The 23845-nt window shown below is 40.8% G+C and carries 23 protein-coding genes; 17 read left to right on the top strand and 6 right to left on the bottom strand.

All coding sequences use genetic code 11. The features are described from left to right. Positions 1-66 precede the first annotated feature (66 nt). The 3 genes from ACIFOT_RS10410 (at position 67) to ACIFOT_RS10420 (ending at position 5013) form a co-directional block, all read left to right on the top strand. The gene (locus ACIFOT_RS10410) at positions 67-1539 is read left to right on the top strand and encodes a glycoside hydrolase family 32 protein (RefSeq protein ID WP_430064412.1); all 1473 of its coding nucleotides are present in this window, start codon (positions 67-69) and stop codon (positions 1537-1539) included. A 29-nt stretch (positions 1540-1568) separates the two neighbouring features. Next, complete coding sequence (locus tag ACIFOT_RS10415) at positions 1569-2534, top strand: carbohydrate kinase family protein (RefSeq protein WP_430064414.1); 966 nt, start codon at positions 1569-1571, stop codon at positions 2532-2534. 247 nt (positions 2535-2781) lie between these two features. Next, the gene (locus ACIFOT_RS10420) at positions 2782-5013 is read left to right on the top strand and encodes a sensor domain-containing protein (RefSeq protein WP_430064416.1); all 2232 of its coding nucleotides are present in this window, start codon (positions 2782-2784) and stop codon (positions 5011-5013) included. A gap of 27 nt (positions 5014-5040) precedes the next feature. Here the strand turns inward: ACIFOT_RS10420 and ACIFOT_RS10425 are convergent, their stop codons facing one another. From ACIFOT_RS10425 to liaG, 4 genes are all read right to left on the bottom strand, one after another. After that, entirely contained in the window at positions 5041-6396 is a 1356-nt protein-coding gene (locus ACIFOT_RS10425) for an MATE family efflux transporter (RefSeq protein ID WP_430064418.1), read from the bottom strand. A gap of 278 nt (positions 6397-6674) precedes the next feature. Beyond that, positions 6675-8417 (bottom strand): adenine deaminase, encoded by a 1743-nt coding sequence (gene ade, locus ACIFOT_RS10430; protein WP_430064420.1) that lies wholly within the window; start codon positions 8415-8417, stop codon positions 6675-6677. A gap of 157 nt (positions 8418-8574) precedes the next feature. Beyond that, the gene (locus tag ACIFOT_RS10435) at positions 8575-8964 is read right to left on the bottom strand and encodes a hypothetical protein (RefSeq protein ID WP_430064422.1); all 390 of its coding nucleotides are present in this window, start codon (positions 8962-8964) and stop codon (positions 8575-8577) included. Positions 8965-9093: 129 nt separating this feature from the next. Beyond that, complete coding sequence (liaG, locus tag ACIFOT_RS10440; protein WP_430064423.1) at positions 9094-9960, bottom strand: LiaG family protein; 867 nt, start codon at positions 9958-9960, stop codon at positions 9094-9096. A gap of 186 nt (positions 9961-10146) precedes the next feature. Between liaG and ACIFOT_RS10445 the strand changes: the two genes are divergently transcribed. The 13 genes from ACIFOT_RS10445 to ACIFOT_RS10505 all read left to right on the top strand — a co-directional run bounded on the left by ACIFOT_RS10445 (position 10147) and on the right by ACIFOT_RS10505 (position 20763). Beyond that, complete coding sequence (locus tag ACIFOT_RS10445) at positions 10147-10503, top strand: rhodanese-like domain-containing protein (RefSeq protein WP_430064629.1); 357 nt, start codon at positions 10147-10149, stop codon at positions 10501-10503. A gap of 16 nt (positions 10504-10519) precedes the next feature. Next, entirely contained in the window at positions 10520-11488 is a 969-nt protein-coding gene (locus ACIFOT_RS10450; RefSeq protein ID WP_430064425.1) for a bile acid:sodium symporter family protein, read from the top strand. 196 nt (positions 11489-11684) lie between these two features. Then, positions 11685-12152, top strand: a complete 468-nt coding sequence (gene uraD, locus ACIFOT_RS10455) for a 2-oxo-4-hydroxy-4-carboxy-5-ureidoimidazoline decarboxylase (RefSeq protein ID WP_430064427.1) — start codon at positions 11685-11687, stop codon at positions 12150-12152. A gap of 13 nt (positions 12153-12165) precedes the next feature. Continuing rightward, a complete protein-coding gene (gene pucL / locus ACIFOT_RS10460) occupies positions 12166-13119 on the top strand; it encodes a factor-independent urate hydroxylase (RefSeq protein ID WP_430064429.1) in 954 nt (317 codons plus the stop codon). Continuing rightward, positions 13116-13475 (top strand): hydroxyisourate hydrolase, encoded by a 360-nt coding sequence (gene uraH / locus ACIFOT_RS10465; protein ID WP_430064431.1) that lies wholly within the window; start codon positions 13116-13118, stop codon positions 13473-13475. The genes pucL and uraH overlap by 4 nt, the downstream gene beginning before the upstream one ends. 10 nt (positions 13476-13485) lie before the next feature. Next, positions 13486-14829: an allantoinase AllB gene (gene allB / locus ACIFOT_RS10470; protein WP_430064432.1), complete on the top strand. Its 1344-nt coding sequence runs from the start codon at positions 13486-13488 to the stop codon at positions 14827-14829. A gap of 17 nt (positions 14830-14846) precedes the next feature. Further along, on the top strand, positions 14847-16076 hold the full coding sequence (locus tag ACIFOT_RS10475; RefSeq protein ID WP_430064433.1) for a Zn-dependent hydrolase: 1230 nt from the start codon (positions 14847-14849) through the stop codon (positions 16074-16076). A 16-nt stretch (positions 16077-16092) separates the two neighbouring features. Beyond that, positions 16093-17349 (top strand): ArgE/DapE family deacylase, encoded by a 1257-nt coding sequence (locus tag ACIFOT_RS10480; protein ID WP_430064434.1) that lies wholly within the window; start codon positions 16093-16095, stop codon positions 17347-17349. Positions 17350-17525: 176 nt separating this feature from the next. Continuing rightward, positions 17526-18461 (top strand): dipeptidase, encoded by a 936-nt coding sequence (locus tag ACIFOT_RS10485; RefSeq protein WP_430064435.1) that lies wholly within the window; start codon positions 17526-17528, stop codon positions 18459-18461. Next, positions 18458-19486, top strand: coding sequence for a P1 family peptidase (locus tag ACIFOT_RS10490; protein WP_430064436.1), 1029 nt, complete (start codon positions 18458-18460; stop codon positions 19484-19486). Before ACIFOT_RS10485 ends, ACIFOT_RS10490 begins: the two co-directional genes overlap by 4 nt. Before the next feature lie 5 nt (positions 19487-19491). Then, positions 19492-19722 carry an excisionase family DNA-binding protein gene (locus ACIFOT_RS10495; protein WP_430064437.1) on the top strand — a complete coding sequence of 77 codons (231 nt, stop codon included), beginning with the start codon at positions 19492-19494 and terminating at the stop codon, positions 19720-19722. Then, on the top strand, positions 19722-20108 hold the full coding sequence (locus tag ACIFOT_RS10500) for a DUF488 domain-containing protein (protein ID WP_430064438.1): 387 nt from the start codon (positions 19722-19724) through the stop codon (positions 20106-20108). The genes ACIFOT_RS10495 and ACIFOT_RS10500 overlap by 1 nt, the downstream gene beginning before the upstream one ends. Next, the gene (locus tag ACIFOT_RS10505) at positions 20101-20763 is read left to right on the top strand and encodes a diphthine--ammonia ligase (RefSeq protein ID WP_430064439.1); all 663 of its coding nucleotides are present in this window, start codon (positions 20101-20103) and stop codon (positions 20761-20763) included. Before ACIFOT_RS10500 ends, ACIFOT_RS10505 begins: the two co-directional genes overlap by 8 nt. Before the next feature lie 76 nt (positions 20764-20839). Here the strand turns inward: ACIFOT_RS10505 and trhA are convergent, their stop codons facing one another. Next, entirely contained in the window at positions 20840-21487 is a 648-nt protein-coding gene (gene trhA, locus ACIFOT_RS10510; RefSeq protein ID WP_430064440.1) for a PAQR family membrane homeostasis protein TrhA, read from the bottom strand. 133 nt (positions 21488-21620) lie between these two features. On the opposite strand from trhA, the gene ACIFOT_RS10515 reads away from it, so the two are divergent. Beyond that, positions 21621-22199, top strand: a complete 579-nt coding sequence (locus tag ACIFOT_RS10515; RefSeq protein WP_430064441.1) for a DUF1836 domain-containing protein — start codon at positions 21621-21623, stop codon at positions 22197-22199. 14 nt (positions 22200-22213) lie between these two features. Here the strand turns inward: ACIFOT_RS10515 and ACIFOT_RS10520 are convergent, their stop codons facing one another. Further along, positions 22214-23740: a glycosyl hydrolase family 28-related protein gene (locus tag ACIFOT_RS10520; RefSeq protein WP_430064442.1), complete on the bottom strand. Its 1527-nt coding sequence runs from the start codon at positions 23738-23740 to the stop codon at positions 22214-22216. Between the last annotated feature and the right edge of the window lie 105 nt (positions 23741-23845).

Here is a 23845-nt window from a genome sequence, read left to right on the forward strand (position 1 = left end):
AATGAAGCAAAGGATGGAGAATCGAGGAGGATTCTCCTCTCTTTGTTGTAAAGAGAGGTTGCATCAATGAATTGGACAAAAGAACAGAGATATAAACGATTAGATGAAGCAGGGGAAAAGGAAATACAAGAACTTTCAATAAGGGTTAATGAATGTCCATGGCGCCAGAAATTCCATATCCAGCCTGTTACGGGACTATTAAATGACCCTAACGGTTTTTCTTTTTATGAAGGGGAATATCATTTGTTTTATCAGTGGTTCCCGTTAGGACCAATACATGGCTTAAAATATTGGTATCATACGAAATCCAAAGATCTTGTTCATTGGGAAAACGCCGGAATTGCCATCGAACCACATGATTATTTTGACAGCCATGGCGCCTATTCGGGAAGCGCCATCGAGCATAATGGAAACCTTTATTTAATGTACACCGGAAATACCCGTGATGAAAATTGGGTCAGGAATCCGTATCAATGTATCGCTATCATGAATCCAAGCGGAAAGATTACAAAAATGAATAAGCCGGTAATTTCAAAGATCCCAACAGGGTATACTGAGCATTTTCGTGATCCTAAGGTTTGGAAATCGGGAGAAAGCTTTTACGCGATTATCGGTGCACAGCGTTCTGATGAGACGGGCTGTGTCTTACTGTATAGCTCACCAAACATGATAGACTGGAAATTTGAAGGGGAAATCATGACAGACATGCGGCATTTCGGCTATATGTGGGAATGTCCCGATTATTTTGAACTGAACAATAAGGGCATATTAATTTTCTCCCCACAGGGCATTCCTCCTAAGGAAGATGAATTTCAAAATATTTATCAATCCGGCTATATCATTGGCGATAATCTAGATGTTGCGGAAAGAAATTTTGTACATGGCAGCTTTACTGAGCTGGACCGTGGATTTGATTTTTATGCTCCACAAACGATGCTTGATCCAAACGGGCGAAGAATTTTGTCAGGATGGATGGGGCTTCCGGAGATTGATTATCCGACTGATCAATACGGGTGGGCCCATTGTTTGACACTTCCGAGAGAAGTCACAATAAGAGACAATAAATTAGTTCAAACCCCTGTATGTGAGCTAAAAAAGCTTCGAGGTGAAGAAATTACTGTTGAAACCATCATTACAAACGGCAGTCAGGAGATTGATGGGTTTCATGGAGAAACCTATGAGTTAATTGCCGAATTTACTGAAGCTGAAGCTGATGAGTTTGGAATGGAGCTTCGAGTTGGAGAACAAGAAAAAACCATCATTAAATACGAAAACGCCACTAAAAAAATTGTTTTGGATCGTACCTTTTCCGGTCAGCCATTTGCCGAAAAATTTGGTACGATAAGAAAGTGTCATTTAGAAGCAGAAAAAATAAAATTTCATGTTTTTGTTGATGTTTCTTCTGTCGAAATCTTTATTAACGATGGAGAAGAAGTGTTTACATCCAGAATATTTCCGAAGAAAGAAAGTACTGGCATTCGATTTTTTGCCAAGGATGGGCAAGTCCATCTGAATGCGGTGAAATGGGCAGTTTCGTAGGACAGTATTTAAAAAGAGAGGTAATTGAGTTGGGGAAATTATTTGCAATTGGCGAGGTATTAATTGATTTTGTCCCGCTGCGAAAAGGGGTCAATCTCAAGGATGTCATTTCGTTTGAACGCGCCCCGGGAGGTGCACCGGCCAATGTGGCTGCGGCAGTGGCAAAATACGGAGGAACATCAGCGATGATTACGAAGCTGGGATTGGATGCTTTCGGTGATTTTCTGATTGAACAGCTGCAAGAGGCAGGTGTTGAAACGGATAAAATTTTCCGCACGAAGGAAGCGAATACTGGCCTTGCCTTTGTGTCATTAAAGAATAATGGAGAAAGGGATTTTTCATTTTATCGGAACCCATCATCCGATCTGTTATTAAAGGAAGAAGAAATTAATCCTTCCTGGTTTAGTGCGGGGGACATTCTTCATTTTTGTTCTGTGGATTTGGTTGAAAGTCCGATGAAACAAGCACATAAAAAAGCGATCCAGGCAGTAGTGGACAATGATGGAATTGTCAGCTTTGATCCTAATGTAAGGCTGCCATTATGGGAAAGCCCGGAAGCATGCCAAAAAGCAATCCGCGAATTTCTTCCGCTTGCCCATATTGTAAAAATTTCAGATGAGGAACTTGAATTTATTACGGGGAAAACGGATATCGATAAGGCCGTCCAATCCCTATTCACCGGCAATGTAAAAGCGGTCGTTTATACAAAAGGAGCTTTAGGTGCCGATCTTTATGTAAATGGCAAAAAGTATGAATCAAGGGGCTTTGCTGTTGAAGTTCAGGACACAACCGGTGCGGGAGATGCCTTTATTGGAGGCTTTCTTTATAAGCTTTTGGAAATGAAGGCAGATCAGGGCAGCCTGGAGGATAAATTACAGACAAACAGCAAGGAAATACTCGCCTTTTCTAATGGAAGCGGGGCATTGACCACAACAGGAAAAGGAGCCATCTCATCGCTGCCTGCAAAAGAACAAATATTGGAATACATTGATTAATAGATAAGAATTATATTAATAATAAAAGAGACGGCTCGGAGCGAATCGTCTCTTTCATTATGTTAGCGGACTAAAAAATATCATATTCATACACTCTCATGAATGATGTGATTCAGGGTAGGAAAATGATGTAACCGCTTCCAATTAATCAAAAATTGATTTATTATGTAAAAAGATTTTTGTTATTTTATAGATAGAAATATATCATATATTAGGTGAATTATAGGGTGGAAAAAGGAGAAACCATGTGAGAACCAAATTTTTTGAATATAATGTTAATTGGGTCCTAACCTTTTGCCTGCTTGTTTTATCAGAATTATTAGATGTTGTCATTTCAATATTTTTTCCATCTATAACATTCTTAAAGTATGCATCCATCGTTATTCTGTTTGGAAGTCTACCTTTCATGATGGAAAGTTCCAGGAGAAAAGATGAGGAACTCAGACAAAATAAACTAAAATTAAAAAATATATTTGATACACTGGATGTGGCGATTTGGTCACATGATTTAAAATCAGATACACTTTTAATTACTCCAGGGATTGAAAAATTGTACGGGTATTCCTATACCGATTTCTATAATGATTTAAACCTTTGGAAAAAAGTAATCTACCCAGAGGATTTACATGTTTTATCAGAAAGAGAAAAAAAGGTTGCCGCAGGTGAGACAGTTACCAGTGAATATCGGATTATCCGTCCTGACGGTGAAGTACGCTGGATTCAGGATAGGGGGTTTCCAACATTAGATAGTAAAGGGAATTTTGTCGATTTTAATAGTGTATTATTTGACATCACAGACAGAAAAGAAACTGAAGGCCGGTATCGTAGTTTAGTAGAAATGTCACCTGACATTATTTCAGTTGTTAGCCGATTTAAGATCGAATATATTAACGAAGCAGGCTGTAAGCTAGTTGGCGCCAGCAGTCCAGATGAATTAATTGGTAAATCGCCTTTTAAGTTTGTCCCTCAAGACATAATCGAAAGGTTTTCCAATAAATCAGGAAACACTGGTAACCGTGATCAAGAGAGAATTAGACTTGAATTTCAAGTAAAACGGCTCGATGGCGAGACGATTGATGTGGAAATGGCTACAACTCCAATTCTCTATGAAGGCAGATTTGCTGTTCAGGTTGTAGGCAGGGATATCACTGAGCGAAAGAAAGCAGATAAAACTATTAAGACGATGGCCTATTTTGATACATTAACAGGACTGCCAAATCGAAATCGGTTTAGACAACAGTTGAATAAAGTCTTAAAACAACAAGGGGAAAAAATGCTGGCGGTATTGTTCCTTGATTTAGACCGCTTTAAGATCATTAATGATACAAAAGGACATACCATTGGAGATGTCATTCTGCAAAAGGTCTCGGGCAAATTGGAAACAGCGGTTGAAAGCGAAGGTTTTGTTTCGAGGCAGGGCGGCGATGAGTTTATTATTTTACTAGAGGATATCAATAGGGAGAAGGCCTCAGAGATAGCAGGGCGGATTCTGAATGAATTTTCCGAGGCATTAGAGGTAAATAACCAAGAATTTTTTGTTACTCCTAGTATCGGCATTAGCATTTATCCTGATGACGGAACAGATGAGGAAACACTCATAAAAAATGCTGATATCGCCATGTACAAAGCGAAAGAGCGCGGAAAGAATACCTTTCAATTTTATTCCTCTCAATTAAACGGGATCTCGATTCGAAAAATGGAGCTGGAAAATGGATTGCGGAAAGCATTGGAGCATGATCAATTGCAGCTTTTTTATCAGCCACAGCTGTCCCTGACGACAGGAGAAATTGTTGGAATCGAAGCATTGCTCCGCTGGCACCATCCTGAACATGGGTTTATTTCGCCTTCTGAATTTATTCCACTGGCGGAGGAAACAGGATTGATTGTTCCGATTGGTAAATGGGTGTTAAAAGAAGCGTGTAAGCAAAGAAAAATGTGGGAGATTGCCGGGCTGCGTGATTTTCCAATAGCGGTCAATGTCTCCGTAAGGCAGTTTGAAGATGATCATCTCATTGAATTTATTTCAACTTTATTAGATGACGTTGGTCTGAAGGTCAGCCAGCTGGAGCTTGAAATTACCGAAAGTATCATGCAAAACCTGGACAATTCTACGATTATATTAAACCACTTGAAAGAACTTGGAGTCTTGTTATCCATTGATGATTTTGGAACGGGTTACTCTTCGCTTAGTTATTTGAAACATCTTCCAATTGATAAAATCAAGATCGATAAATCCTTTGTCGATGATATTCTTTATCATTCCAATCAAGGAATGATGGTAAAAACGATTATTGATATGGGCTTAAATTTGAACTTTACCGTTATTGCGGAGGGAATTGAAAACGAAGAACAGGTATCTTTTTTAAAGAATAATGCCTGTGATATTGGCCAGGGATATTTATTTAGTAAGCCTTTACCTGCAGACCAACTCGGACAGTTTCTTTTCCGAAAGGATGAAAAAAGTGGTATCCCAATTTAATTGGGATACCACTTTTTTTGAAATTCTCTAAACAGTTACATGTACTTTCCTGAACCGTTCCCAAGGTTTCAGCAGCCAGCGTCTTAAAGCGAAACAGCCCCTGAGCCATTCATCTGCACCCTGGGCTAGCCAAATTCCTAAAAGGCCCAGCCCATAATGAACTCCTAGTATATAACTTAGGGAGACTGCTATTCCCCACATGGAAATGATTCCAATTATCACAGGAAAACGAACATCGCCCGCGGATTTAAGTGAATTCATTAAAACGATATTCATCGCCCGGCCAGGTTCCACAAACGCGATCGCCCATAACACTGGGAGGCCAATGGCAATGATACTTGGATCTTGTGTAAAAGTCTTTAAAATCGGCGAGCCAATCAATGCTATGATCAATGAAGTAACAGTTGATGCAGCCATCGCAACTTTTAACGTACGTATACCGCGGCGAAGAGCCTTGTCGAACTGTTTGCCGCCGATGTAACGTGCAACCAGAAGTTGTGTACCTTGAGCAATTGCGAGCGTGAATAAAAAGCAAACCATATTAATATTTAAAATATAGACTCTCGCTGCCAGGGAGGCTGTTCCCATTGAAACGACAAAGCTGGTTATAACCAGCTGTGATAATTGGTAGGAAAGATTTTCTCCAGCCGACGGAATGCCGATGGAAAGCAGCTCTTTAATATCCTCTTTTTTTGTTTTGAAAATATCACTAATTTCCAGCTTAAGTGAAAGCCGATTATAGACGAGGTAGATCAGTGCAGCGACTGCGTAGGCCCGGGCTGCCACCATGGCCCATGAAACACCCGTTACACCTGTAACCGGAATTCCGAATAACCCAGAAAGAGCAATGATATTCCCGGCAATACTGATTAAGTCCATTACTACTGTTACAACCATTGATTCTTTGGTGTAGCCATGGCTGCGAAGGACGGCGCTTAAAGCAAGTGAGATCGATTCGAAAAAGAGGGAGATTCCGCAAATTCGAACAAACGTCAGACCGTAGCTATACACTTTGCCGTGGATGTCAAATAAACTTAATAGGTGTCCACCAAAGAAAAAAATGATAATCGCTATTGTAATGCCAAACCAAAAGTTCAGCCCAAAAACGGAGCGGGATAACTGACGTGCGTTTTTCAGCCGTCCTGCGCCGAGGTTTTGGCTGATTAGAACGGTGGCACCAATTGATGTAACGGTGAAAACTAAAATAAATATGTTCAAAAGCTGGTTTGCAACCCCTACACCAGCGGCAGCATTGTCCGAGTAATGGCTTAACATTAACGTCGCGATAATTCCCATGCCCATATGGAGAGCAAGCTCGATGAACAATGGCCAAGAAATACTAAAAAGGGACTGTTCTTGAAATTTGTTGTTGTTTTCCTTCAAAGATGTTGCTCCTTTTTTCTATTAAATTATTAAAATATAAATTTCATTTTACACCTTGGGCTTCACTTATAAAGTAAGAATTTTTTATTTGGCTCTTTTAAAACTGGTAGTTGATTTGCGCTTCATTCGCGTGCGGTTCGAGGGCGTGCAGGACATTGAATTGCATCCTCGAATCCGCCCACGCACGAAGGAAATTCGATAGCATTTTCGAGGAGTCTTCGCGTCTTCCGCTCCAATCAACAGTGTTAAAAAGCAACAATGGAATTTAACATCGCCTTTTATTTTAATGCTTCTATGCTAATATGTTGAAATTTAGATACTTGAAATAATCCCCCGTCAGTCAGCTTTAATTCCGGAATCACTGGCAGAGCGAGGAAAGATAAGGTCAAAAATGGATTAAAGTGATGGTGCGCTCCTATTTCCTTTAAGGCTTGATTGGTGCTGAATAATCCTGAATTTACTTCTTGGTAGGAACCTTCTGACATCAAGCCGGCAATTGGCAGCTTTAGCTTGGATAGTACTTGACCCTCTTTAATGACGACAAGTCCACCCTGCATTTCCTTTATTACTTGAGCGGCGAGAAGCATATCCTGATCATTGGTTCCGGCAATGATGAGATTGTGGGAATCATGGGCAATGGTCGTGGCTATCGCCCCTGTTTTTAACCCCAAGCCCTTAACAATTCCCAGCCCGATGTTCTTGGTCAGATGGTGCCGTTCAATGACAGCCAGCCTTAATTGGTCATTCTTTATCGATGGTTGAAAAAGCCCAGCATCGTCCAGGTCGACTTCCTCAATTAGATGGTTTGTAATCAGGCTATTTGGGATAATTCCAATAATATTTGCCTTTTTCGTTTTTAAGGGAATTTGGAATTGGTCTTTTGTTAATTCCTGAAAATTAACGGTACACTTAAGTAAATCTGGCGCATTATTATTTCTTATTTCTGGGAAATTAATCAATTTTCCATCTTTAACAACGGCCGTTCCACTTTTAAAAACCTGGGTGATTTTGACGCTTTCCAGGTCGTCCATGATTAAAAAATCAGCTTTATACCCCGGGGCAATGGCACCGCGTTCCTCAAGGCCAAAGCATTCAGCTGCATTGATGGTGGCCATTTGGATAGCCGTAATAGGATGGATACCTGCCCCAATTGCAAGTCGCACATTATGATCAATACTTCCTTCATCCAATAGATCGTCTAAATGCTTATCATCGGTGACGAATAAGCAGCGCCTGGAATTCCGGTTAGTTATGACGCCGATGAGCTGCCCAAGATCCTTGGCAACGGTGCCTTCCCGAATCATCAAATACATTCCTATTCTTAACCGTTCTTTCGCTTCTTCTAGCGTGGTGCATTCATGGTCAGTGCGGATACCTGATGCCATATAGACATTCAAGTCCTTTGGGGTTAAGCCCGCTGCATGGCCATCAATTTTTTTTTCGTTATTTCTTGTTTCAATTAGTTTTTCCATCATAGAATTTTCTGCATTAAGGACTGCCGGGAAATTCATTACTTCCGCCAAGCCCAGGACTCTAGGATGTTGATAAAATGGTTTGAGGTCTTCCATTTGAAGAATAGCACCTGCATGTTCAAAACTCGTTGCCGGAACGCAGGATGGCAGCATAATGAAAAAATCAAACGGAAGCTGTTCTGTAGAGTCTAGTATGTATTGAATGCCGTCCACACCCGAGACATTGGCGATTTCATGCGGGTCTGCGATGACAGTCGTTACGCCATGCAGGAGAAGAACTTTGGCAAATTCCTTTGGTGTTAACATAGAGGACTCGATATGAACATGCCCATCAATGAAGGAGGGGCAGACATAACTGCCGTTTGCATCAATAGTTGTAATTCCTGTATAATCACCGATTCCAGCAAAATAACCGTCCACGATGGCGATGTCTCCATACATGACTTCCCCGTTAAAAACATCGACGATTTTTCCGTTCTTAATGACCGTATCTGCCGGCTGTCTTCCAGAAGCGACTGCAATTCTTTTGGTTAACATCTTTTTATCCATATAGCAACATCCTCTTCAATAAAATGGATAGCAATGGGTATTGATTGACCTTAGTTTATCATACGCGGTTTTTACATGCGAAAGACTCAAAAAAACCTGCCAGCCTGATGAAATTGTCATTGCTTGCAGGTTTTTTATAAGAATGTATTTAATTTCGTTAGCGTCCCCATTTCATCGCCACGGTTAAGGTGCAGCAGCTAGCCGGCTGGTTTTGGTTTGTTTGAGTTGTTAGGATAAAGTTTATTCCAGTTGGCGTATATTTGGCTGCGACCGGGACCTTCAGTCCAATTGATTTTATTAAACGATCGACTTCAACATTTTTACCTTGCTGGGCAGCACTCATCATTTTTTGGGCAAAACTCGCGTCGCCTAAACGATCTAATAAAATACTTCCTTGTTCCATTAATAGACGAAACGAATGAACAGATTGTGAAAATATTTTTATATCCACTGGAGGATAGCTTCGTGGTAATTGAGGGTACATGGCATATACCGGGTAGACAGGCATTGGCGGATAAATTTGATAGTGAAAAGGGTTATGGAACATTGTAACTCTCCTTCCCATGTTAAAAACCCAAGGCAATATACGGTATGTATTTTAGGCGATATTGGTTCCTGATGAATCTAGGTGAATGAAAAAACGTTCGGGATTCTTTGCCCCCAAACGTTTATTGTATTATCGAATATGAATGCTGCCGCTTGAGACATCAAGGTCAATCTTATATTTTCCGGACCCATGGGTGCCTTTGATACTTTTATTATTGAGATCCTTCGATGTTAATGGAAGGTCACAAGAAATATTTCCGCTGCTTACATCCCCGTTAAGTGTGAAATCAGCGTTATTTGGTAGATCGAGCCCCACTTCCCCTGAGCTAAGGTCAAGTTTAATCGAATCGACTAATTTATCGATTTGAATATTCAGCTCCCCAGAGGATACATCCGCCTCCACCGCACCAGTATAATGGGTAATGTCGAGATTACCAGAAGATATATCAAAGGAACCTGTTTTCGTTTTAAGGGAATCGATATCCACATTTCCGGATGAAACATCTTGCTTAAATTTGTTCACATTCAGATTCTTGAGTTTCATGTTCCCGGAACCAATATCAACGGATAACTCATTCAATTTCATTGGTTTATTTTTAGAGGATCCGGAAAAATTTACATTGCCAGATCCTAAATCTATCTGCATGCTTTGGCTATAGTCTTCAGGAATGTAGATTTTCAGCTTCTTTTTTTCTGAAAATGGCCCCCAGTTGAACCAATCAAACCATTTGCTTTTAAGCGAAACTTGTACTTCGTCTCCGTTCTCCCGAATATTTAACTTTTGTTTTCCAGTATACACAGCTTTTAAATCATCCCGGTCCTCTGGAATAATGATCGTACTAACGCTCGACACATCTACCTTAATCACCTTGGTATCAGTTGAAACTGCCGCTTGCCCGTCTTGTTTACTCGCACTTAAAGCACTGAATTGCCAAGAATGATTAAAGAGAATATATAAACCGGTAATGACGACTAATAGAAACAAAATTCTTTTCATTTTTTTCCATCCCCTTTTTTTTACCACTTCTATACCTATGATAAGAAATCCTTTGTTTTCTCCCAATGTACCGGAGAATTATTTTCTTCTAAGACCTGAGACGGAAAAGGGGGTGGCTTGAATTTTTTTCGATTTACGAAAGACCTGCATCCAATTTTTTAAAATTATGGTATCCTTTTAGTGGAGGTGCTTTCGTTGTCGATAAAAAAAATATCGCCCAAAGAGCTGCATGAAAGATTAAAGGATAATGAAAAGGTCCTTTTGCTGGATGTACGGGCGGAAGAGAAATATAACGAATTTCATATAGAGGAACCACAAATTCAAAGTGTTAATATTCTTAAGACGAATATATTTGCAATGGAAGAGACACCTGAGAATCTTCATTTATCCTTACCAAAAGACCGGGAGATTGTTGTCACCTGTACAACCGGTAACTCAGCCGCAAAAAGTGCGAATATTTTAGACGGCCGAGGATTTAAGGTCATTGTTTTAGAGGGCGGCCTAACGGCTTGGAAGGAATATATGGAATCTCTAAACGACTGATATGGAGAGACTCTAAATGCTGCAGAAATTAAATAAACAACTTGAAAAGGTTATGCCATTCATTACTCCGACGGGCGTTGTAACTGGAGTATTGCTTAGTACTTATTTAAAGGATTTTTCCTTTTTGATTCCTTGGATTTTTGCCTTTATGACATTTGCCGGTAGTTTAGGCTCCAATTTCAAATCGCTAAAAGAGGTTATCACCCACCCATTTCCTATTTTTATAGCCATGCTTGCCCTTCATGTTTTGATGCCAATATGGGCATGGGGAGTCGGTCATATCGCTTTCCGGGGTGATGTTTACACAATTACCGGCCTCATTCTAGGAATGGTAATCCCAACAGGTGTCACAAGCTTTATCTGGGTTTCTATTTACAAAGGAAACATTCCGCTCGTTTTATCGATTATATTGATAGATACATTGTTATCGCCGTTTTTAGTTCCGTACTCCTTGTCCCTATTTGTGGGTCAGAAAATTGATATGGATTTCATCAGTATCATGAAGGGGCTATTCGGAATGATCGTTCTTCCCTCCCTAATTGGAATGTTTTTAAACCAGATGACAAAAGGGAAAATACAGGATCAATTGGGCTCCAAACTCGCTCCTTTTTCAAAACTCGCGATTGGCATTGTCGTGATGCTGAATGGGGCTGTTGTCGCGCCATATTTGAAACATATTAATCTAAAACTTATCAGTATTATTTTGGTCGTCTTTTTTATCGCCCTATCTGGATATCTGTTATCCTTTCTGATTGGGCGCTTGCTGAAGCAGGACCGCAATAAGGTTATTACTCTGACCTTCACGGGCGGAATGCGAAACATCAGCGCCGGGGCTGTGATCGCTGTTTCCTTTTTTCCGGCTGCGGTGGCTGTGCCTGTTGTCGTTGGCATGCTTTTTCAACAAATACTGGCTTCCCTTAATGGACATTTTCTTGACCGCTTTTATCAAGAAAAAGTGGATAAGCAGGAATCTGTTGTTTTATAAAAATAGAGAAATCCCCTTACAAATTTTGTGAGGGGATTTCTCTATTTTTATCTTGAGGAAAATCAAACATAACCAACCCATCTTTCTACTATATATTAATTAAACCATCTTTCAGGTCTTAGAATGGACGATTGCAAGTTTAACAGAAAAGGAGGTTAACCATATCGGAAATCTAACGATTGAAAAGATAAATCAAATGAACAAGGACGTTTTCGTGGAAACTTTAGGCTGGATATTTGAGCATTCACCCTGGGTGGCGCAGGCAGCGTGGGAGAGTCAGCCGTTTCAATCGCGCAATCATCTCTTCCAAACGATGTTGTCGATTGTGCAAAATGCCGAGGAATCCTTGCAATTGGCACTTCTCCGTGCCCATCCTGATTTAGGAACAAGATTAAAAATATCGGAAGTATCCCAAAAAGAGCAGATGCGAGTTGGATTAGATAAACTATCTAAGGATGAATATGAAGAATTTGCTGCACTTAACCAGAGATATGTAATGAAATTTGGATTTCCTTTTATCATGGCAGTGAAGGGACAAAACAAAGATACTATCCTATCTGCCATGAAAGAACGGGTGGACTATAGCTTTGAGGCTGAATGTGTTACTGCATTGAATGAGGTGTATAAAATCGCAGGGTTCCGCTTGAACGATATGATTGATTAAGGGGATGAGAGAGATGCAGAGAATGATGTGTTATGGAAAAGAAGCTGTTTGGGTTTATCGAACATACGCTAAACCGCTTACTGAGATTCGGTCGATTCCAGAATCATCCTTTACAGGACGCGGTAATATTCTTTTTTGCATGAATGTGAAAGTAGCAGTAGAGGGGGACGCGTTTCTTTCTTCTTTTAAAGATGGAGATAACACATTGGTTGTCGCAACGGATTCCATGAAGAATTTTATTCTCAAGCATGCAGGGGATTATGACGGAGCAACGCAGGAGGGTTTCTTGGAATTCGTCGCCCATCGCTTTCTTGAAAAATATCCGCAAATGACAGGCATTAAGATTTCCGGTGAGCAAATTCCTTTTGATGAACTTCCTGTCCCAACAAAGGGCGGATTTAAGCCTAGTCCTTTAGTATTTCGCTATTCCTTAAATGAAAAGGCCTGTGCACAAGTTGAAGTAGAACGCTGCCAAGACGGAATCACCACAACAGACAATTTGAGCAGCTTGAAGGGTCTGAAGCTGATTAAGGTGAGAGGCAGCTCCTTTTTTGGCTATGTGAAGGATGAATATACGACACTGCCAGAATCCTTTGACCGTCCGCTCTTTATCTTTTTGAATATCGATTGGCGTTACAACGACATGAATGCGGCCAGGGGACTTACACCAGAAGGATATGTTGCGGCTGAGCAAGTGAGAGATATTGCTTATACTGTATTTCACGAAGAAAACTCACCTTCTATCCAAAATCTTATCTATCGTATTGGCAAAAGAATACTGGAGCGTTTCCCACAATTAGTGGAGGTTTGCTTTGAATCCAATAATCGGACATGGGAAACGATCTTAGACGAAATTCCAGCATCGGAAGAAGGAAAAGTATTTACTGAGCCCCGCCCGCCGTTTGGTTTTCAACGTTTCTCGATGAAAAAAGATGATTTGGAAAATGCTGAGGAGTCAGAGGGATGACCGGTAGGCTGACAACCCATGTACTTGATATAAGCATTGGAAAGCCTGCTTATGGCGTCCAGGTGGAATTATGGCTAGCTGGTTCAGATAACCATTTTGAATGCTTAAAAACAAGCAGCACGAACGAGGATGGCAGGTTAAACCAGCCGCTCCTAGCGGGTGAGTCTATGAAAAGAGGAATCTATGAAATTCGGTTCCATGTTGGAGATTATTTTCGAAATCGCGGTACTTCACTTGGTGATCCTTCGTTTTTGGATTGTGTTCCTATTCGCTTTGGTATTTCTGATCCTGCATCCCACTATCATGTACCACTGTTGATATCACCAGGTGGTTACAGCACCTATAGAGGGAGTTAGGGAGGTTCATATGACGAAAGAGCTATGGGTGAAAGATGGCCTTGTCTTTACTGAGGAAGGCTTCCGGGAGGTAAATATCAAAATCATTGATGGAAAAATTGACTCCCTAGAAAAAGCCGAGCCAATTGGAAATAGTATTGATGCGGGCGGGTGTCTGGTTGTTCCTGGTTTTATTGATGCACATGTCCATTTTAATGATCCTGGAAGGACCGATTGGGAAGGAATAGAAACGGGCAGCCGAGCTGCTGCTATGGGCGGAACGACCACCATTTTTGATATGCCGCTTAATTGTTCACCATCTATAACAAACTTACAGAATTTACTTGATAAAAAAGAGTATTTAACTTCATTGTCATATATTGATTATGCTCTTTGGGGGGGCATGACCGAGATTAACCTGGATAAACGGTCAGAACTAGCACAAATGAGCAAAGGGATTATCGCCTGGAAGGCGTTTATGAGTGAGAGTGGGATCGAAGATTTTCAGTTCGTATCACCGAATGGATTAAAGCAAGCCATGCAAGCGGCGAAGGAGCACGATAAAATTCTCGCTCTCCATGCTGAATGGGATGAGGAGATTGCTAGACTTACTGCTTTTTATAAATATCGTGCTGGGATGGATGAAAGGAGAGCCTTTCTCGCGAGCAGGCCAATATCTGCCGAAGAAAAAGCTGTTAATCATGCTTTAGAATTGGCGGCAAAATACGGAACAGCTATTCACATTGTTCACATTAGTTCAGCAAAAGTGGCCTTTCTTATCGAGCAAGCGAAGAAGAGCGGTGTGGACGTAACGGTTGAAACATGTCCACACTACTTAATTTTTGATGAAGAGGATTTCATAGAAAGAGGTGCAATCCTAAAATGTGCGCCGCCTTTAAGAACACGGGAAGAGGTGGAAGGTTTATGGGACTGCATTAAGAATGGCATAATCGATACGATTGGTTCCGATCATTCGCCTTGTCTTGCTTCTATGAAATCGACCTCTTCCATCTGGGAGGCGTGGGGAGGAATCCAAGGGGTTCAGTTTACTTGGCTTGCTTTAATGGATGAGGCTCAGAGGCGAAAGATTGACCTGAAACATATTTTGCCTTTAGGTACCTCTAATGTAGCCGGAAGGTTTGGTATCGCCACTAGAAAAGGGAGGATTCATCCGGGATTGGATGCAGATTTAGTATTGATTCGTCTCGATGAAACCACGATTGCTGATAAAAAATCCTTTGGGTTTCGAAATCCTTTTTCCCCTTATGAAAAGGGGGAATTTTCCCTCAAAATTAAGAAAACGATTTTACGCGGCAAGGTTATCTATGATGATCAAAAAGGAGTCAAAAAAGAAAAATTTGGGTTATGCCTCTAATCAAGGGAGAGATTGTCATGAGTCATGTTCCCGCAAATCTGGCAGAAGCAATCGAATGGCTAAGTTCATTTGGAGCAGATTCGGACGGCGGGGTTACCCGTCTCCTATACTCCAAAGCTTGGAAAGAGGCTCAGCAGGCGCTAAAGGAATGGATGGATGAACTCGGATTTCAAACGTATTATGATTCGATTGGAAACTTGTTTGGGAGATTGTCTTGTGGAATTTCAATGAGCCCGACCATACTCGTTGGTTCCCATGTTGATTCGGTCACATCAGGAGGTAAATATGACGGAGCCTATGGGATCCTGGCGGGAATCCTTGCATTAAGCCATCTTAAACAGCAATTTGGAGAGCCAAAGGTGAATCTTGAAATCGTCTCATTATGTGAAGAGGAAGGGAGCCGCTTCCCGCTGGCCTGCTTTGGCTCCGGCATGATGACGGGGGTCTATACCTTTCAAAATATTGAGGGTTTAAAAGATTTTGAGGGCACAAGCTTTGAGTCAGCAATGAAGGAAGCGGGCTTTGGATTTGCCAATCAAGATTACCTGAGACGAACTGATATCGATAGATTTGTTGAATTACATATTGAACAAGGACCTACTTTAGAAAAGCTTCAAAAATCAATCGGTATCGTTCAAACCATAGTCGGGCAAAAGCGTTTTATGATTACGGTAAACGGGGAATCCAACCATGCCGGTACGACATTAATGAAATGGCGAAAAGATCCGCTGCGTGGTGTAGCAGCCATGATTGATGACTTATATAACTTAGCTGAAGGATTCGATGAGAATCTCGTCACAACGGTGGGGCAGCTTTTGGTAGAACCGAATGTTTCAAATGTGATACCGAACCAAGTCATATTTTCAGTGGATGCCAGACATCCAACTGAGGCGGTTTTAAACTCCTTTTGCGAGCGATTTTCAGGCCGTTTTATTGAAATTGCGAAGCAGAAGGGACTGCATATAGAGATAGAAAAATGGCATGAGGTCCAGCCAGTGCAAATGGATGTTAGGTTAAATGAAATGATTCAGGACATCTGCACGAATCGCAATATTTGCTATCATATGATGCATAGCGGGGCAGGGCACGATGCTCAGCTATTTGCGAGAATATGCCCGACTACTATACTGTTCGTCCCCAGTAAGGGAGGAATTAGTCATTCCCCGCTGGAATATACTTCGAACAATGAATTAGAAACAGGTCTAGCCGTATTAATCGAAATATTACATCAGTTAGCTTATAAGTAGTAAGGAGAGTGCTTTTATGAATAAAGACAAGGAAAGAATTGTGAAGTGGGTTGAGGAGCACGAAGATGAACTGGTCCATTTTTTAAAAAAATTAGTGCAAACTCCTTCGGATAATCCCGCTGGAGACTGTTATCCAATTGCTTCTCTCCTGCATGAGCAGCTTTGCGAACTTGGATTTGACGATGTCACTTTGTTAAAGGTAGACGATGATGAGGTAAAAGCGAACGGGATGATTAGTTTGGCCAATGTCGTTGCCAAATCTGGATTTGGCAGCGGGATGGGTGCTAATATCGTATTAAATGCACATGGTGATGTAGTGCCGCCGGGGTTAGGCTGGAGTGTAAATCCGTATGGAGCAGAGATTATTGAGGGGAAAATGTATGGTCGTGGAGTGGCTGTTTCTAAATCTGATATTGCTGCTTATACGTTCGCAGTCCAAGCCTTAAAACTGGCTGAAGTCCAGCAGCCATTAACAGGGCAAGTCGACTTGGCATTTACGTTTGATGAAGAAACAGGCGGAGAAATAGGGCCAAAATGGCTGTTGGATCAAGCGGTTATCAAGCCTGATTTAGCGATTGCCGCTGGCTTTACCTATTCTGCTGTTAATGCCCACAATGGCTGCTTACATTTTGAAATCAAGACAACCGGAAAATCTGCCCATGCTGCCCTTCCACATACAGGTATTGATGCCATTGAAGCGACTTCCCAAATCCTAAACGCTCTATACGAATATCGTAAGACACTCACAGTGAAAAAATCCTCTGTACCGGGTATTGATCATCCAACATTGGTGGTGGGACTCATATCAGGGGGGATTAACACCAATGTGGTGCCTGATGAGTGCAAGATAAGGATTGACCGAAGATTAATACCGGGAGAGGACGCAGTACTGGCTGAGGTTGAGCTTTGTGAAATTGTGAATCAAGCAGTTGCGCATATCGAAGGGTTAAAAGTAGAAATACGGAAAATCCTCCATGCAGAAAGCTTTGGACCGGTTTCGGAAGATTCTCCGTTAATCGCAGCCTTGAATGCGAACTGGGAATTATTGATGAATGGGAAAGGTCAATTATCAATCAACGGGGTTCCGATCTATGCTGATGCCCGCCATTTTTATGCGAAGGGTATCCCAACAATTATGTTTGGTGTAGGCCCAAAATTGTTAGAAGAGGCAAATGGACACCGGGCAGACGAAAATATTCGAATAGAAGATTTGCTGGATGCTACTAAAATTATTGCTTGTACGCTATATGATTTAATGTCGGTATCTTCTTAATAAGAATTCAACAAAATTAAAAGATTATTCTACAAAATAATGGGGTAACTCTACAAATTAACAGCTCATGTAAGCCAGTGCCTTTTTTAAGGAAGCCGGCTTATTTTTTTTTCATTGAGATATTTCTAGCTTTTTTCAATGTGGTAAAATTCTTAATAAAAAGGAGTTCTCCAACTATGAACATAATTGACCTGCATTGCGATGCCTTATTGAAACTCCAAGAGGGCCAAGGTACATTGCGTTTTGCGGATGCACCAGAATTAGAAACAAACAAAACCCGGTTACAAAAAGGAAAAATAAAGGTTCAATGCTTTGCAATCTTTATCGATCCAGATATCCCATCTGATCAGAAATTCCAAGTAGCACTGGAACAAATCGATTATTTTTATCAGGAAGTTCTGGGGAAAAACCCTGATATGATACATATTAAAGATTGGTCTGATTTTGATAGTTTAAAAATTGGCCAGATTGGGGCGATGCTAACGCTTGAGGGCGTGGATGCGATTGGCAACGACCTTATGAAGCTGCGGATTTTGTACCAGCTTGGCGTTCGTTCTGTTGGTCTAACCTGGAACAATGCCAATTTAGCTGCGGATGGAGCCGGTGAACCACGCGGCGGCGGATTGACATTGTTAGGAAAAGATATTGTTGATTTAAATAATGAGCATCAGGTGCTCACAGACGTTTCCCATTTAAGTGATCGAGCTTTTTGGGATGTGATGGAAATCGCCCAATACCCGATTGCGAGCCACTCCAATTCCAGGGCGCTTTGCAATCATCTCCGTAATTTAACGGACGAACAGGCAGATGCCATGTTTCGCAAAGGCGGTTTGATCCACGTCGTTTACAATCCTCCTTTTGTAAAAGAAACTGGTGAAGCAACGATCACCGATCTAATAAAACATATCGATCATTTTTGCTCATTAGGAGGAGTAAAGCAAATTGGGTTAGGTTCGGATTTCGACGGAATCACAACCTTTATCACCGATTTAGAAGACGCCTCTAAAACTCAAAATCTTATAAATGAACTTTTAAAGTATTATAATGAGGAAGTAGTAAGGGGATTTGCTTATCAAAATTTCCTCGATCATAGACCGGGGTTTTCAAAATGAAAGTTAGGGAAAATGGAATCACCATTGGTAAGTTGCCTGCAGGTGTAAAAAACTGTATTACGGATGTAGAGGGTGTAATGGTTGGGCATGTGACAATGGACTTTCCTCTGGATGCGGCTGGTGACGAATATGCATGTACTGGCGTAACAGCTATACTACCGCACAAAGGCAATCTGTTTAAAGAAAAAGTAACAGCTGCGAGCTATGTAATTAACGGATTCGGAAAAACAACAGGCCTTGTGCAGGTAAATGAATTGGGAGTCCTTGAATCGCCGATAATGTTGACGAATACCTTTGCGGTTCCTGCCGTGACTCATGGAACACTCGAATATATGCTCAAGGAGAATCACGAAGTCGGCGACACCACTGGGACTATCAATATAGTAGTGGGAGAATGCAATGACAGCTATTTAAATTCGATACGCTTATTTCCTGTAAAACCTGAGCATGCAATCGATGCCATTCAGAATGCATCTGAACACGTCGCTGAGGAAGGAGCCGTCGGTGCTGGTAAAGGAATGATTTGCTTTGGCTATAAAGGCGGGATTGGGTCTTCATCTAGAATTGTAAGTGAATATACAATTGGATGTCTTGTCTTAAGTAATTTTGGGAAAAAGGAAGAATTATTGAGGTTTCGCTATCTCGATAAGGCAGGGTTGTCGGAAACCTCCGATGGTTCGATTATCATTATCCTGGCAACAGATGCACCTTTAAGTGACCGGCAATTGCTGCGTTTAGCTAAAAGATGTGGAATTGGCCTGGGCAGAACAGGCAGTCATTTTAGCCACGGCAGCGGGGATATCGTCATTGCTTTTTCAACAGCTAATAAAATAGCGCATTTTTCGGATGAGGTGACGGAAATACATAAACAGCTTCGTGAAGACCATCCAATCATGAACCAGCTCTTTGCAGCAGCTGCTGAAACTGCGGAAGAGGCGATCTTAAATTCTCTATCGCAGGCAGATACGACTAAAGGAAGAGCAGGACGAATCGTCCACCATATCGACTTAATAAAAGGGGAGTAAATAAAGTGTACCTTACCATAAAAGAGACAGCAGAATATTTATCGATTCCTGAGTCAACTGTCAAAACTCTCATCCAGCAAAAGAAAATCCGCGCCCTCTTTGACGGCAGCGAGTATTTAATTTATAAAGAACAATTCAACACCCATCTAAAACAAATAGAAAAATACAAACACCTCGTAGAAGAAATATTAAGCGAACCCATTCCAGAAGATTTAGATGTAAAGGATGAGGACTAGTGAGTGAAATTTTTTTAAAAAGAATTTATGAACCATTTGATGAAACGGATGGACACCGCATTTTGATTGACCGTGTGTGGCCGCGGGGAATATCAAAGGAAGCAGCGAAGTTAACCTATTGGTTTAAGGATATTGCCCCAAGCCCTGAGCTTCGCAAATGGTTTTGTCATAAACCTGAGTTGTTTGACGAATTTCGCAGTAAATATATTGATGAACTCCGTACTGATAAAGAGAAGCTTCAAATGATAGAGCAAATTATTGATGCCTCCGCTAATAATAGAGTAACTCTACTTTATGGTGCAAAGGATCCAGTGTACAATCACGCCCAGGTTTTGCAGGAAGAGCTTAATAGAAAAATACAGATAGGAAATGGTTATTTTGAATAAAAAGATTGCATTATCATGGAGCGGTGGAAAGGATGGATGCATGGCTTTGCACCATTTAATCGAGCAGGATCATGAGATCTCATGCTTACTCACCACAGTTCCCGTAGAAATTGGCAGAACGTTTGGGCACGGGGAAAAAACAGAAATCATTACCCTTCAAGGAAAAGCATTAAATATTCCTGTTCATTTTATCGAATGTTCGTTTGAAAGTTATACGGATGACTTTATACGATCTCTATTACATCTAAAAGAACGATATGAACTTAGCGGAATCGCATATGGAGATTTATATTTCGATCCCCATCGGGAGTGGGGAGAAAAGGTTGCTGAAGCTGCCGGTATAGAATCTATCTATCCTCTTTGGATGAAGCAGGAAGACTCCTTACAGGCGCTTGAAGATTTCGTACAATCCGGTTACGAAGCAGTTGTGATTAGAGTGAGAGAAGATGTATTGGATGAATCATGGCTTGGAAGAAAAATTGATTCATCGTTTGTGAAGGAAATTCAGGAAACCAAAAGCTGCCCAATGGGGGAAGCTGGAGAATATCACACTTTTGTTTATGACGGTCCTCTATTTTCTAAAACAATTCAACTGGAAAAAGGAAAAATAATATCACTTGAAACAACAAAAAAATTGGAATTTGAAGCGTTTTAATAAATACGGTTGGTTCATGAGGTCAGAATTCATGATAAAAAAGTGAAAACTGCCCTCATGAATTATTTATATAAAATTATATCACATACAAAAACACAGACAAAAAATGCGCTAGGCTGCCCAGCAAAATGAAAATATGAAAAATTTCATGAAAACCTACATGCTTAAACTCCAAAAGCTTCGGCTTAGCCCCATAGATAACGCCTCCAATTGTATAGAAGATGCCGCCTAACACCAATAAAAATAAACCCCACGGATTTAAACTGCCGGCAAGCGGCGAAAAAACAAACACAATCATCCAGCCCATCGCGATATAGAGTGCCGTTGAAATCCAGCGGGGGCAATTAAACCAAACCATTTTAAACACTACTCCGCTTATCGCTACTGCAGAAATAATCGAAAAAAGAATCGCACCGGTTTTTCCGTTCAAACTAATGAAGCAAAAAGGCGTATATGTTCCCGCAATCAAGACAAAAATCATCGAGTGATCAAGCCGCCTTAAAAAGGCAATCACTTTATCTCTGGCGATAACCATGTGGTAGGTTGCTGATGCGGAATAAAGCAATATCATACTTACGCCAAAAATAATAACAGCAGCTATGGTCATTGGCGTAGGTGATGACATGGATGCTTTGATTACCATCGCTAGCAGTCCGACAAAAGACAAAAGAGCCCCCGCTAAATGGGTCAAACCATTGATTGGTTCACGAATATAATTGTTCATTTGAATACCTCCTATTACAACATGTAGTTTTGATAACTACATATAATGATACTGATGTATTATCATCTAGTCAATGCTTATTTCATTAGGTATAATGAAAAATATAAAGCATGTGATCGGGGTTTTTAAAATTATGGAAAATATCAATCAACTTATCGAACAGCTTGGCCTGGATACGAGTCTGACTTTGGAGGAAATTCCAAAAATCGATTTATACATGGACCAAGTCATTCAGTTATTTGAAAATAAATTTGCTGAATCGAAGCGGAATGACGAAGAAAAGGTTCTTACCAAAACAATGATTAATAACTATGCGAAAGGAAAGCTGATTTTTCCGATAAAAAATAAAAAATATTCAAAAGAACATCTCATCTTAATCAGTCTGATTTATCAGCTAAAAGGGGCTTTATCAATCAACGATATTAAAATATTGCTTGATAGTATCAATAAAAAAATTATCAAGGAAGAGATCAATTTAGAGTCCTTTTATAATAGCTATTTAAATCTAACCAGCAAAAATGTCGGGGACTTTAAAATGGATCTCCAGGAGCGAAAGACTGAAGTAAAGGAAGCGCTGGACGATGTTGCTCCGTACCTAGAGCAGGTTCTCATGGTATCCTCGCTTGTTCATATGAGTAATTTATATAGGAAAGCGGCCGAAAAGCTCGTTGACCAACTTCCAATTGAAAAAGAAGAAAAGCGTCAACGATAGTTTTTGACGCTTTTTTAATTGGAGTTTTCAATTTTAATATCTTGGATACCTGCACCGACATCAATGGATTTAGGAGAGGAATTTTCTATCTCCACGTCACAAAACCGAACACTGTCCGCTCGATTTTCTCCTCCGAATACTTTAATTCCCGCTCCTGCCTTTTTAAAATCCCTCATCACCACGTTTTTCAAAAAGACATTTCTAGCACGATATTGGATCGCAATGACAGGGTTTCCTTTGTAGTCATAATCCGGGTCGCCAATCAAGGTAAACTGATTAATGACGACATTTTTATAAGCAGAAACGACCAAGCCTCGCGGTGTAGAATCCTTATATAAATCTGAAAAAATCGGAGCTGCACAAACGAGATTCACTCCAATTATATTAAAGGCCGTTTTCGATTCCGCATCCGTGCTTTTGTGGTGACCAATATGGCGAAAATTATAGGAACGGTTATCGTTCACAGAAATATGTCCAACAATCTGAACATTGGAGGCCGCGGATGAATTTTCATGAGCCTTAATTTCTACTCCGCCAAAACAGCGGGAACTAGAATTATTAACGAGTAACACATTCTGTGAGCCATCGTCGATTTCAAATCCATTTGAATTGGAAAATCCTTTCTGATGGGCTCTTCCACTTGGATCGCACATATGGGAGTTCGAGATGAAAATATAATCACTATGATGGGTCGTAATGCCGTCATCACCAAATCCATAGCCATTTAAATTATCAAGCCATACATACTTGCTTCTGCCCCTGGCACGAAATCCGTCTCCTGCATAATTGTACAAGGTTGAGGAGATGTCAAAACAGTGAAGACCAGGATTGATGGCTTCCACATCTTTCACCCATCCATAGGTTACATTTGCATAGGTTAAACAGCTTGAATGATTACCCCAAGTACTTGTTTTGGGGGAGGCGCCAAGTCTTTCTACATTCCATTCCAAACTCAATGAACCAACGAAAAGATGGTGGTTGCCAAGCCAATGATTGGCGTTTGTAATAAGCCTTGTTCCTTTAGGAGCATCGTCATGCAGCTTAATCGTTGTCACACCTTTTCCAGCACCGAACAAGCTCGTCCAGGACGGCAGGCGGATCCCCTTAGTAATAAAGATTCCCGGTGGAACCATTACTTTTACGCGGCCCTTACCAATTGCCTTCTGAAAAGCGGCCGTACAATCTGTCTTTCCGTCCCCAACAGCCCCATAATCAATTACATTTACTTCATTAACCAAATTCTTTTCTAAGCTGGCAAATTCTTTATGCAATAATTCCATCCATTCAGGATAAACCTGTCCGGCAGATTTGACAAAAAGCTTAGAAGGTTCGCAATGTATAGTTGGTTTTGAAAATAGCCGAAAGAAAGCTCCTGCAAAAGAAAATGATTTATTAGGGACTTTTTGAGTGGGTAAAACCTTCTTCCTGATCTGTTCAAAGAGAGTAACAGTTTCTCGAACCGCTGTTGCAGGGCTTTCAACAAAGTTAGCCAATATGTCAGCATTTTTTTTGGGATCATGACTTTTATCTAAATCCAGCATTTTTCACACTCCACGGGTAAGCCTATAATAATCGTATACGTTTTATTTTATGGCATAAATAATTATGACCCTAATTTCACCAACGATACAAGCGCAGGAAGAACA

The organism is Neobacillus sp. NRS-1170, from assembly GCF_050468025.1.